This window comes from Flavobacterium sp., from assembly GCF_024642105.1.
Classification (GTDB): domain Bacteria; phylum Bacteroidota; class Bacteroidia; order Flavobacteriales; family Flavobacteriaceae; genus Flavobacterium.
In genome coordinates this window covers 115,964-129,007 of the sequence record NZ_JAHEBT010000054.1, presented here as the reverse complement: position 1 = coordinate 129,007, position 13,044 = coordinate 115,964, and the positions used below count along the sequence as shown (strand labels likewise).

Annotated in this window: 12 protein-coding genes and 1 tRNA gene; 2 read left to right on the top strand and 11 right to left on the bottom strand. The window is 35.1% G+C overall.

Features of this window, described 5'->3' with window-relative positions:
- Positions 1-11 precede the first annotated feature (11 nt).
- From Q0L65_RS10630 to Q0L65_RS10580, 11 genes are all read right to left on the bottom strand, one after another.
- Positions 12-1,910: a propionyl-CoA synthetase gene (locus Q0L65_RS10630; protein WP_296686150.1), complete on the bottom strand. Its 1,899-nt coding sequence runs from the start codon at positions 1,908-1,910 to the stop codon at positions 12-14.
- Between the two features lie 28 nt (positions 1,911-1,938).
- Entirely contained in the window at positions 1,939-2,304 is a 366-nt protein-coding gene (locus tag Q0L65_RS10625) for a response regulator (protein ID WP_296686148.1), read from the bottom strand.
- A 5-nt stretch (positions 2,305-2,309) separates the two neighbouring features.
- A complete protein-coding gene (locus Q0L65_RS10620) occupies positions 2,310-5,015 on the bottom strand; it encodes an ATP-binding protein (RefSeq protein ID WP_296686146.1) in 2,706 nt (901 codons plus the stop codon).
- Positions 5,008-5,202, bottom strand: a complete 195-nt coding sequence (locus tag Q0L65_RS10615) for a hypothetical protein (protein ID WP_296686143.1) — start codon at positions 5,200-5,202, stop codon at positions 5,008-5,010. The genes Q0L65_RS10620 and Q0L65_RS10615 overlap by 8 nt, the downstream gene beginning before the upstream one ends.
- A gap of 66 nt (positions 5,203-5,268) precedes the next feature.
- Positions 5,269-5,490 (bottom strand): DUF6814 family protein, encoded by a 222-nt coding sequence (locus tag Q0L65_RS10610; RefSeq protein WP_296686142.1) that lies wholly within the window; start codon positions 5,488-5,490, stop codon positions 5,269-5,271.
- A 29-nt stretch (positions 5,491-5,519) separates the two neighbouring features.
- Positions 5,520-7,088 carry an MFS transporter gene (locus Q0L65_RS10605; RefSeq protein WP_296686140.1) on the bottom strand — a complete coding sequence of 523 codons (1,569 nt, stop codon included), beginning with the start codon at positions 7,086-7,088 and terminating at the stop codon, positions 5,520-5,522.
- A gap of 38 nt (positions 7,089-7,126) precedes the next feature.
- The gene (locus tag Q0L65_RS10600; RefSeq protein WP_296686137.1) at positions 7,127-8,392 is read right to left on the bottom strand and encodes a DcaP family trimeric outer membrane transporter; all 1,266 of its coding nucleotides are present in this window, start codon (positions 8,390-8,392) and stop codon (positions 7,127-7,129) included.
- Positions 8,393-8,499: 107 nt separating this feature from the next.
- Complete coding sequence (locus Q0L65_RS10595) at positions 8,500-8,919, bottom strand: helix-turn-helix domain-containing protein (protein WP_296686136.1); 420 nt, start codon at positions 8,917-8,919, stop codon at positions 8,500-8,502.
- Positions 8,920-9,718: 799 nt separating this feature from the next.
- Positions 9,719-10,000 carry a hypothetical protein gene (locus Q0L65_RS10590; protein WP_296686134.1) on the bottom strand — a complete coding sequence of 94 codons (282 nt, stop codon included), beginning with the start codon at positions 9,998-10,000 and terminating at the stop codon, positions 9,719-9,721.
- 9 nt (positions 10,001-10,009) lie between these two features.
- Positions 10,010-10,564, bottom strand: coding sequence for a transposase (locus tag Q0L65_RS10585; protein WP_296686132.1), 555 nt, complete (start codon positions 10,562-10,564; stop codon positions 10,010-10,012).
- Between the two features lie 326 nt (positions 10,565-10,890).
- A tRNA-Phe gene (locus Q0L65_RS10580) sits at positions 10,891-10,963 on the bottom strand.
- A gap of 98 nt (positions 10,964-11,061) precedes the next feature.
- Between Q0L65_RS10580 and Q0L65_RS10575 the strand changes: the two genes are divergently transcribed.
- Both Q0L65_RS10575 and Q0L65_RS10570 read left to right on the top strand, forming a co-directional pair.
- The gene (locus Q0L65_RS10575; RefSeq protein WP_296686130.1) at positions 11,062-11,796 is read left to right on the top strand and encodes a type III pantothenate kinase; all 735 of its coding nucleotides are present in this window, start codon (positions 11,062-11,064) and stop codon (positions 11,794-11,796) included.
- The gene (locus tag Q0L65_RS10570; RefSeq protein WP_296686129.1) at positions 11,789-13,039 is read left to right on the top strand and encodes a hypothetical protein; all 1,251 of its coding nucleotides are present in this window, start codon (positions 11,789-11,791) and stop codon (positions 13,037-13,039) included. Before Q0L65_RS10575 ends, Q0L65_RS10570 begins: the two co-directional genes overlap by 8 nt.
- Positions 13,040-13,044 lie beyond the last annotated feature (5 nt).

The following is a 13,044-nucleotide window of genomic DNA, read 5'->3' as shown; positions in this document are numbered from 1 at the left end:
TTCGGTTTGTTTTATTTGCTGTAAATTCCAATTTTGTATTTTTTCAATACTTCAATAATTTCGCCTACAATAGCTTCGTCATCAATGGTAGATGGAATTTGGTATTCTTCGCCATCAGTAATACTTCGCATTAATTTACGCAGAATTTTACCCGAACGGGTTTTGGGCAAACGTTGCACAATTACTACATTTCGTAAAGAAGCTACGGCACCGATTTGTTGACGCACTAATTTTACAATTTCTTGTTCCAATTGGAAATGTTCAATGTCTTCACCGTGTTTGATTACCACCAAGGCCAAAGGCGTTTGACCTTTGAGCTCGTCATTAATACCAATAACGGCACATTCTGCCACAGACGAATGAGAGGCAACAATTTCTTCCATTTCGGCAGTAGAAAGTCGATGACCCGCAACATTAATTACGTCATCCACACGACCGGTAATAAAAATATACTCATCGTCATCTTTGAATCCGCCATCACCTGAAAAATAGTACCCCGGGAATTTCTCTAGATAACCTGCTTTGAATCTTGGGTTATCTTTCCATAAATCCAATAAGGTTCCCGGAGGCAAAGGCAATTTGATTACTACGTATCCTTCTTCGTTGGGTCCTACTTCGGTGCCGTTTTCATTGAAAATACGAATGTCGTATCCTGGAACTGCTTTTCCAACAGATCCTGGTTTGATAGGTAGATATTCGATACCCATCATGTTGGCTACGATTGGCCAACCCGTTTCCGTTTGCCACCAGTGGTCAATTGCCGGAACCGGAATGTGTTCTTGGTACCATTCTAATGTAGCGACATCGCAACGTTCGCCAGCTAAAAATTGAATTTTCAACGAACTTAAATCGTATTTTTTTATAAATTCTCCGTTAGGATCTTCTTTCTTGATGGCACGAATAGCTGTTGGAGCAGTAAACATTACGCTTACTTTATGTTCCTCAATCATTCTCCAGAAAGTACTCGCATCGGGTGTTTTGATTGGTTTTCCTTCAAAAATAATCGTAGTGTTTCGGTTAATTAGTGGGCCATATACAATATAGCTATGTCCTACAACCCAACCCACATCAGAAGCTGCCCAAAACACTTCGCCTTCTTTGGCGTTGTACACGTTTTGCATGGAATATTTCAGAGCAGTGGCATAACCACCAGAATCACGAACAATACCTTTTGGTTTTCCAGTAGTACCCGAAGTGTACAAAACATACAAAGGATGTGTGGAGTTCAATGGTACACAATCGGCTTCTTCAGATCCGTATACCAAAGCATCATAATCCACATCGTATTTTTTAAACGGAACTTTAGCGCCTAATTTTCTGTTCAGAATAATTACTTTTTTAGGTTTGTGTTCTGCTAACTGAATGGCTTCGTCAACCAATGGTTTGTAAGCAATCAATCGGTCAATTTCAATTCCAGAAGAAGCTGTAATGATAGCTCTTGGTTTGCAATCGTCAATTCGAATAGCTAATTCGTGAGGAGCAAATCCTCCAAAAACCACTGAATGTGTAACGCCAATTCGCGCACAAGCTAACATAGCAAATGCGGCTTGCGGAATCATTGGCATATAAATAACGGCGGTGTCTCCTTTTTTCAATCCCAAAGATTGCATGCCTCCGGCTAATTTTGCGACTTCAGTTTTTACTTCTAAAAAAGTATATTTTTTAATGGTTTGAGTCACTGGCGAGTCATAAATTACGGCCACTTGGTCTCCAAAACCATCTTCAATATGTTTGTCTAATGCTAAATAGCATACGTTTAACTCTCCGTCTTTGTACCAAAGTGGGTAACCATTTTCATCCGAAGATAAAATGCTTTCAGGTTTTGTAAACCAATCAATACTGTCGGCTTGTTTCTTCCAAAATGCTTCTGGATTTTCGGTGCTTGCTGCGTAGGTATCTTTGTAATTCATGGGAACTATTTTATATATACAATTTGGGCTAACTTTCTATTAATTCATTTACTTGTTCTACTAATTTTTTAGTTGAAAATGGCTTGACGACATACAAATTAGCACCTAATGCTAACCCTTTTTCAATGTCTTTTTCTTTGTTTTTTGCCGAAAGAAAAATGACTTTACAATGGGCTAAACGATCGTCTTTTTTTATCTCTTCTAAAGTAGCATATCCATCAACCATTGGCATCATGACATCGAGAATGATGACATCTGGGAGTTGTTTTTCTACAATTTCTAATGCCTCTTTCCCGTCGCGCGCAATGAATACTTCAAAATTGTTTTTTTTGAAGGTGTATTCTAATGCCATAACTATATTGGGTTCGTCGTCTACGATTACTATCTTTTTCATCTTCTTTAGTTGTTTTCTGTTGTATTGTAGTTGGGTAATGTGAAGACAAAAGTGGCTCCTTCTTTTACATTGTTTTCGGCCCAAATAGCGCCTTTGTGATGCTCAATAATTTGTTTACAAATGGCCAATCCTAATCCGCTACCAATAGGTTTTTTGACATTTTGATTTCTAGACTGATAAAATTTATCAAAGATGGCTTCAAAATCTTCCTTTTTGATTCCTTTGCCGTTGTTGTGAATCGTAACTGCAACATTAGATTCGTTTTCGGTAATCTGAATGCTAATTAAGCCGTCTGTTTCAGACGAAAATTTGATAGCATTCGACAGTAAATTATGAATCACTTGAATGATGCGTTCTTCATCGTAAAAAGCTCTGATTTCTTTACCTGCATCTTCAAAAGCTACTTGTATTTTTTTATTGTTGATGAGTTGTTTTACAGTACCCAACGTTTTTTCTACTGTTAAAGCAATATTATTTCTAGAAAGATAAATTTTTTGTTTTCCCGTTTCAAATTTTTCTAAATCCAAAATTTTATCAATCAAACGATTCAAACGATCGGATTCTGAAATGATGTTTTGCAAGAATTGTTTGCGCACTTCAAACGGTACATCCTCGTCATCATGCAAAATTTCACTTGCCGCTCTAATTGCAGTAATAGGTGTACGCAATTCGTGTGTAACGGTGTCTAAAAATTCGTCTTTTTGAATGTCTTTTTTTACAAGTTCCTCATTGGCTACTTTTAATTGCTCGGATATTTTTTGTAATTCATTCGAAGTGTCCGTTAGTTTTTTATTGATGATAATGTTTTCTTTGGATTCTTCCAAAATTCGCAATACCTCAGGCAAACTAATTTCGTCTTCTTTCACCACACTTGCAATTAATATTTTGGCGGAAGCCGTACCAATATGACCCGTCAATAAATTCTCGGCAAATTTTATAAAACGCGCATCGGCGGTAGCTACATTCTTGTCGATGTTGTATTTTAAGTTGAAAATGGATAATGCACGTTTGGTTCTTTCCTCTCCTAAAAAACGTTGTAAAACGCGTTCAATATCGGATACATATGCCGTTCCTTTCCAAACAAAGGCATCTTCGTGATTGGTAATGTATTTGTCAATATCGACAAACATTTCGGCATAATTGCGTTCTCTATAGTTGCCTCTAAAACTTACAGAAACAGCTGCAAAACACATTACATTAAAAAACAAACTCCAAAATAATGCGTGAGGAATAGGCTGTAAATAATCCAACCCAAAAAGCTGAAAGGGTTTAAGTAATTCAATTCCCCATGGCCCTTCTTGAATAAACAAACTGGTAGAATCGGTAATGCCCAATGCATAAGGTGCTAAAAGGGTATAACAACAAATTGCAAATCCAATAAGGATACCTGTAATAGCTCCCTTGTTAGATCCTCGTCTCCAAAAAAGTGCGCCGAAAAATGCGGGTGCTAATTGTGCAATCACCACAAATGAAACGAGTCCAATAGAAACCAAGGAGTAATCTAAAATAAAGATTCGGTAAATGGCATACGCCAAAATAATCAATAGAAAAATTCCGATTTTTCTACTGCGAATGATGCGTTTGTTGTTCTTTTCTTGTGATTTATTTTGCAACGAACCCACAAATCCATACGGAATTAACAAGTTGTTACTTAGCATGGTGGCTAATGCAATAGACGAAACAATAATCATTGAAATAGCTGCCGAGAATCCGCCCAGAAAAACTAAAACAGTAAGTATGTTATTATTGAAAAATTGCGGAATTAATAACGAATAGGTGTCTGAATTCAGTCCTTTCCCTTGAAATAAAATGTTGCCTCCCCAAGCTATTGGAAATACAAAAATATTGAACAAAAGTAAGTACAATGGGAACAACCACATAGCCGTTCTAATGTGTGTTTCTTTATTATTTTCTACAATTGAAGTATGGAATTGTCTGGGTAAAAGAAAAATGGCAAACATGGACAGAATACAAAGGAAGAACCAATTGATTCCACCTGTTAATCCTCCAACTGAATTTTTCTTATCAAAATTTTCTAAAACCGAAGCTTTAGCATAAATAGCATCAAAACCATCAAAGACAAAGTAAGTAACATAAATTCCGATGATTAAAAAGAAAACGAGTTTTAAAACCGATTCCATCGCTACTGCAGTTACAATACCACGTCTTTTTTCAGAGGCATCGACATAGCGGGTTCCATAATAGGAAGCAAATAAAGCCAAGGCAATACACGCATAAGTAGTGGTGTCGTAAAAAATATTAGTACTGGATTCGGTTTTAGTAACAATATGGAAAGTGTCCGAGATGGACTTCAGTTGCAAAGCAATGTAAGGCACAATACCAGCAATACAAACAATGGTAACCAATGCGCCTAAGAATCTATCATTGCCATATCTCAACGAAATGAAATCAGCAATACTAGAAATTTTATTAACCCTTGAAATTCGAATGATTTTTTTTAGAATAATCATCCAAGTTGGTATAATAATGATTGGTCCTAAATAGATAGGAAGGTAACTTAATCCAGAATTAGCGGCAACGCCAATACTTCCGTAATACGTCCAAGCAGTACAATATACGGCTAATGAAAGAGAATAGATATACGGATTATTAGTCCATCTGGAGTGGTCTCTTTTTTCTGCCCAATAGGCAATATAAAAGAGTATAAGCATATACAATGCTAAAATGATTAAAAGGCCTACACTACTCATAATATCTTTTGATGATTAAGTAAGTGGTGCCAATAGAAAATAACCAAGCAGAAAACACGTAGATGTAAATCACAGGGAAACCAAGAAAAGGTTTTGAACTGTCAAACAAAAGCAATAATGGCAGGTTCAACGCTAATAACATTAGCATTGAAAGAATAACCAGTTTTTGTTCGTGTCTCTTCTTCATAGTTATAAAAATATACAAACGCTGCCAATAGTGACAGCGATTGTATATAAAATAGTGAAATTTTTATTATTTGTCGCTATATTCTCCTGTAAGTGAATAGTATCCGAAGATACCTAAACCACCCACAATAATTGGTGAAAGAATAAAGGTATAAATAATAGCAGGAATCATATCCTCTGGTTTTCCTGATTCAAATTTTGGAATAGCTTGGTTAATCAAAAGATAATATCCAGCTGCAAGACCTAAACCGATCCAAACGATGCCTAATAATTTTTTTATTGCGTTCATAATGATATTTTTAAAGTTATATTTTATACTTATTCTTTGTGAGAGGTACTTTTACCATCTACATATATAGCTCCTATTACAAAACAGATACCTCCAATAATGATTGGATACCAAAGTCCTTGTAAATAGGGTTCGGCTACTGCGACTGCTTGACCGGCTTCGGCTGCAGCATCATTTGCTTTTGTTGCTGCTGCTACTAATGATGTTGCCACTGCAGGAAGCAATCCTCCAAAGATTCCGTTACCAATGTGGTACGGTAAAGACATAGAAGTATAACGAATTTTTGCAGGGAATAACTCTACTAAGAAAGCCGCTGTTGGTCCATAAACTACAGTTACTAAAAAGATTTGGATGAAAACTAACCAAACTAAAGTCCATTTGTCAGATTCATTTACGACCATCGTTTTCTTAATTTCTACTTTTGGTTTACCATCATCTCCAATTTTAGCTACACCATTTTCTAAAGTTACAGTTTTTACTTCTTTCCAAGTAGCGCCATCTGTAAATTCTTTAGTTGTTGTGTAAACAGAGTCTAGAGCTTTTGCTTTGTTTTCTTTCGTTTCTGCTACGACTACAGTTTTAGCTTCAATTTCGGTTTTGTTTTTGATATTTGTAGTCTCGTACATTTTGCTGTAAATAGGTCTGTAAGCAATCACAGCAATCAAAATACCTGTTAACATTAGCCATTTTCTGCCAATTTTATCAGACAACCATCCGAAGAATACGAAGAAAGGAGTCGCCATTAAAATAGCATACATCATAATGTCTCCCACTTGATCAGAAAGGCCCATTACTTTTTCAATGAAACTCATGGCGTAGAATTGTCCTGTGTACCAAACTACACCTTGACCCATTACGATTCCGAATAAAGCCAATAATACAAATTTGAAATTTAATTTGTGACCAAAACTTTCTTTTAATGGATTTTTAGATGTTTTACCTTCTGCTTTTACTTTTGCAAATTCAGGAGACTCGCTCATGTTTTTACGAATTAAGTAAGAAACCAAGATCATTAAGATAGAAACCCAAAACGGAACTCTCCATCCCCAGTCCTCAAAAGCTTCTTTAGTCATGGCGCTTTTTGTTGCCATGATAACCATAAGAGAAACAAATAAGCCGATTGTTGCAGTAGTTTGAATCCAAGAAGTCCAATAACCTCTTTGTCCAGGACCAGCATGTTCGGCCACATAAGTAGCAGCCCCACCGTATTCACCACCAAGAGCAAGACCTTGAAGTAAACGTAAAATTAATACTAATGTTGGTGCTAAGAAACCAATTGTTTCATAACTTGGAATACATCCAATTAAGAAAGTAGCTCCGCCCATCAATACTAAAGTAACCATGAACGTGTACTTACGTCCAATCAAATCGCCAAGACGACCAAAGAATAATGCCCCAAAAGGACGCACTACAAAACCTGCAGCAAATGTTGCCAAGGTAGAAAGGAAGGCAGCCGTTGGATTGTCTGAAGGGAAAAATTTAGTTGAAATAATAGTAGCTAAACTACCAAAGATGTAAAAGTCATACCATTCGATCATGGTACCTACTGAAGATGCTCCAATTACGGTCCATAAGGAGCTTTTTTTGTGTTGATTCATAATTTAATTGTTTTATAGGTTTGGTTAATTAATATTCATTAAAAGGTGTAAACACATGAAATCATGGTTCTAAAATTGCTTACGTTAGTTAAAGTACCTGTTGCTTTTCCATAAGCATCTGCAGCTCCCCAGTCAGCAGAAGTTAATTCTAACTCTGGAGAGATTCTAAATTTGTTTTTCTTAAAGTCAATACGTCCAGAAAGTCTCCAAACATTATCTACCATTCTGGCTCCACTTACTCCAATTCCTCTTCCGTAAGCCACAGTGCCAGCTTTGTCAGCTCCATTGTTTTGCGTTCTTCCAAAGAAAATGCCTGGTGCGATTGCTTTTCCATTACTAGCAATATCCACCCAAAATGCAGATGTTTTTGTAGCCTCATACGATTCAATTCCGTTAGCAGTAGATCCAATGTATCCACCTAGCATCACCATATTGAATAAGTTACCTCCTGAAATTCCGTATGCCTTAATTGTAATGTTGTCATTGGCATATTTTCCATACCCAAAAACACTGCTGCTATTTGCTTTTTCTGTGGTGTTTAATTTAGCAGTGCCTGTAAGTCCATTATCTGTTCTAGGTTGTAACGATTTAATTTCTACACCAGCTCCTAAAAATAAATTTTTGTTTTTGTATTGTAGTTGAGTATTAATAGAAGGAATAGCTGAGTTGATAGAAGCTGAATTTTGTGTTCCAGGTCCAGAAGTAGTGAACTCACGTTCTTTGTAAGCTGTAAAACTAATAGATAAATCTTTGCTTAAGTTTTGTTTTAATTTGACCTGAGATGCCCATCCAAAAGGATTAAACATAATTCCAGTACTAAAATTAGCTACTCCAGGAAAAACTTCAGGGATAAAAGTAGGGTACCAAGTTTGTCCCATTGTTAATGAGGTTTTTTTCCAGTCTAATTGTGCATAAGCGTGACGTAAACGTAACATTCCTATTGATGAACCTTCAAAATTTCCAAAGAAATCACCTTCTAAGGTTCCGCTAACTTTAGCTCCCCAAACATCAGGTCCTTTTACTTTAACACCTAATCGAGATACAACAGATAAAAAGTTAGATTGTCCAACTGCATTAGCATCTTTACCATCACCTGCATTTATAGATTTATCCAAAGGATATAAGTTTAAATGATCTTCTCTCACTTGAGCTGATTTTCTCGTATCCCACATATAATCAGTTCTAATAAATCCGTACCAAGAGATACTGTAGTCATTAGCTACAGGAGCTGGTGCGGCGGGTGTTTGTGAAAATCCTTTAAAAGAAGCAACGGCTGCTAAAAGGATTAGATAACGTTTTTTCATAATAATTTTTTGGTTTGGTTAGTAAAATGGTTAGTTTTAGTAGAGCCAAATTCTATTATTTTTAGGTTTAAAAAAATTATTATATATATAAGTGTAAATTAGTATAGTTAATCTTTAAAGCGCTCCCATTTTATCAACATAAATTTGTCGCCAAGTTCGGTTATAATCATGCCTGCACCAGACAATAATTCTTTATTTTTTAAATACTCTACGAGTTCTAAATGACTAAATATCTTGTAAGTAGGATGGTAATCAGTATGAGAAGGTTTTTTTACATTGAAGCTTTTTACCCAGTTGCTAATAGTGACATGCGACACCCCAATAATGCGCTCTATTTCGCGATAACTTAAACCTTCAAGGTAGAGTTGTAATGCCTTGGTAACATAGTAATCATCTATCTTTTTGCCTATTTTATTTACTGTGAAAAAATACTTGCAATTTTTACATAAATACCTTTGTTTGTTATTGATGATGCCGCTTTTGATGATGTGATTATTTTGGCATTTTGGGCAGGATACAATTTCCATATATATAAATTTTGCATAAATATAATAAATTAGCAAATATAGTAATTCGATATTGACAATAAAATTTTAAAAATAATGCAAACCCTTTAGTTTTATTGAAAAAAGAATGAATGATTGATGGTAAAATCTATTGAAATGAAAAATGGATAAGAGTAGGTGCTTGGGTGATTTATCTATAGAATCAGGCTCCGTTAGGAGTCGCATCTTGGTAATAAACGCCTTGTATGGCTGAGACAAGTCCCGTAGGGACGATAGTATAATGTAAGTTGCTCATGGCACGATTAAGATGCTCGCGCCAGCAGGGGCTTTTTGTTAGGCACGGATTACTTCGTCAGTTCACTTCGTTCGTGTGCAAATCCGCGCTATCGGGATATCAATATAGTAACTTATGTATTTATAGCCATCACTAATTTTGATACACAACCAATTTGTTTTTTACAGAGTAAACATTACCTATGATAAATCAATTGATTTATATAATTAAAATATTCTATGCTACATAAACAAGTGAAAAGAAAATAAATAATAAGTATTGTTAAAAATGATTTTCTTTTTCTGCTTCTTTCTTTATAAAAAAATCTAAATGTTAAATATGACAAGGCAGAAAAAAGAGATGTAATTAACAATACAAAAAGAAAGCATTCTATAGTAAATATTAAAAGTGTTTTGTCTTTAAAATTTATTATCAATTGTTCTTCTCCTGGACTTAAGGGTCTTAAAGAGATAAAATATATAATAAAACCGAGTAAGATGTTTATCGATGCATAAACAACTATTTTTAATATGTTTTTAAATTGTATCATTGCTCTGCTGGATCTTTATAGTAAATAGTGCCTTCTTCGGTTTCTTTTTTCTTTGTATCAGAAGAGTTTACAAAAGCTTCAATAGCTGCTTTTAAGTTGTTAATAGCTTTTTTAGAAACCGTTCCACCGTGAGCTCCAATTTTAGATGATTTATTTCCTTTGTAAATATATTCAGCTCCTTTTAATTCATAAAAAGGAGATATTGGGTCATTGTCGTTATGGATTTGGTAATCCACACCTCCATAATCCCGATAGCGCGGATTTGCAATCCGTGCCAACACTAATTTTCAAAACAAATCTAACATAATAATTTCTAAATCATTATCTAGGCCAGCATAATTTCTAGCAGAACTAAAATAATAATCCTCAGGTAAAGCGACTATTTTGTCTTTAACAGGATTAGTATGAATGTAATTTACTTTTTGTTTGATGAACCAATTAGTTTCAACTAGCTCCGCATGATAGCCATCTTGCCACACTTTATAATTTTGCTCTCTTTTTAAATGTTGACAGGATTTTTGAAAGTAATCTAACATCCATTCTCTTCTACTTTCTGGCTCTTCTTTTATAGTTTCAAGAATTTTTTTTGAAGTAAATTTTTTAAAATCTCTGATTACATCGGATAGTATAAAACCATTAGTGGCTTTACACAATAGGTGAATATGACTACTCATCAAAACATATGCATAAATTTCTAATCCTTTATTTTGCTGACAATAATTCAATGCATTTACTATAGTATACTTTTGATTTAATCGAGTAAAAATATCTATCCAACCTATAGTAGTTATAGTGATAAAATAAGCTTCATCGGTAGTGGTAGCTTTGTATTTTGTAGACATAAAATAGCTTTAAATCAAATTTAATAAAAAAACTACAACTTTTTAGGTTTGTAGTTAATGTTAGTTTTTGGTAGGCACGGATTACTTCGTCAGTTCACTTCGTTCGTGTGCAAATCCGCGCTATCGGGGTTTTATTTATAGAATCAGGCTCCGTTAGGAGTCGCATCTTGGTAATAAAAGCCTTGTATGTCTGAGACAAGTCCCGTAGGGACGATAGTATAATGTAAGTTGCTCATGGCACGATTAAGATGCTTGCGCTAGCGGAGGAAACTAGATTTTAGATGAAGGTATAAAAACAAAAAACCCACTCGTTTGAGTGGGTTTTGTGGTACCTCCAGGGATCGAACCAGGGACACATGGATTTTCAGTCCATTGCTCTACCATCTGAGCTAAGGTACCTTGCTTATGCGGGTGCAAATATAGAACCATTTTTAATTTATCCAAAACAAATAGTAAAAAAAATCAATTCGTATCTTCGCGTGGTCAAACTATGAAATATGATTCTAACAATAGATGTAGGCAATACCCGAATTAAAGGTGCTGTTTTTGAGAACGATACCTTTTTGGAACAATTCCTTTTTGAACCGAATGCGTTGCAAAATGCAATTGAAAATATTTTAATACAATATCCAAACACCTCTCATTTGGTTGTGGCAAGTGTTGGAAAACTTGGAAAAGAAGCTTTTTTGAGCTTTTCAACTAAGGTTGTTGTTCATTTTGTATCGCATGCAGATAACTTTCCTTTCTTGAATGCCTATGCGACTCCGCAAACCTTAGGAATTGATAGGATGGTTTTGGCTACAGGAGCCACATTGCGTTATCCTAATCAAAACCGATTGGTAATTGATGCGGGAACTTGTGTAACCTATGATTTTGTGAGCCAAGACGATGTGTATTTAGGAGGAGCCATCTCTCCAGGATTGCGTTTGCGCTATGAATCGTTACACAATTATACGGCAAAACTCCCTTTGCTAGAATCGGAATGTCCTGATTATTTCATTGGAAATTCCACAGCAAATTCAATCCATTCAGGGGTGGTTAATGGTTTGGCTCATGAAATAGATGGTTTTATTGAAGAATATCGCACGCGCTATTCAAATTTTATCATAATTTTAACGGGAGGCGATGCAGAATTTTTGGCTAAACGATTAAAAAATACCATATTTGCCAATTCAAATTTTCTTTTAGAGAGTTTGAACCAAACCTTTCAATATAAAATCAACAATGATTAAAAAAATTATAGTAAGCACGTGTTTGCTTTTTTCATTCGTCTCTTTTGCACAAGAAGGAACTGCTTCTCCATATTCGTTTTTTGGAATTGGCGATGTTCGATACAAAGGAACGACAGAAATGCGGTCAATGGCAGGTATAGGAATTGAACAAGATAGTATTCATTTAAATCTGGACAATCCCGCAAGTTTTGCTAATCTAAAGTTGACGACTTTTGCATTGGGAGGAAGTCTTAATACAACTCAACTCAAAACAACTTCAGCTTCAGCGGGAGTGCAAAGAGTTGCATTGGATTATTTAGCTGTTGGTTTGCCAATGGGTAAGCTTGGAGTTGGTTTTGGTTTGATTCCTTTTTCATCGGTAGGATATAAAGTAGAATCAATTGCGGCAGATGTTACTCAAAATAGTAGACGATTTAATGGTTCAGGAGGGGTTAATAAAGTGTTTTTCGGTTTAGGGTATAAAATATCTCCGTCTTTAAGTTTAGGTGCTGATGTTCATTATAATTTTGGAAAAATTGCTACTACTAGTTTGGAATTTATGACAGGTATTCCTGTTGGAACTAGAGAAATCAACGATGTTGTACTATCTGGATTTAACTTTAATACAGGATTGATGTTTCAAACTAAAATTGGTGCAAAAACTAATGTATATAGTAGTTTGAATTATACGCTTGAAAGTACTTTGAAATCTACTAACACTAGTAACATTTCTACAGTTTTAATTGATGCGCAATTCAATACCTCGGTTGTAGATGCCGCAGCTGATGTTGTGTCAAATGCTAATTTAAAATTACCGAGTAAAATCACATTTGGAGCAGGTGTTGGACAATCAAAAAAATGGTTGGTAGGTGCTCAGTTTAGTATACGAGATGCTGCAATTTTAGCAAACACTTATAATTCTTTTAATAATGTATCTTACGAAAAATACCAAAAGTATAGTTTAGGGGGCTACTTTATACCTAATTACAATTCCTTTACTAGCTATGCCAAAAGATTAGTGTACAGAGCTGGTCTTAAATACGAAAAAACAGGTTTGGTAGTTAATACAGAATCTATTAAAGATGTTGGGCTAACTCTTGGTGTCGGATTTCCCGTTACAGGGTCTTTTTCTAATGTGAATATTGGATTCGAATTAGGTAAAAAAGGAACAACTACTTCTAATTTGGTACAAGAGAATTATGCTAATTTCAGCCTGAGTTTGTCTTTAAACGACAGATGGTTTGAAAAGAGAAAATTCAACTAATACTG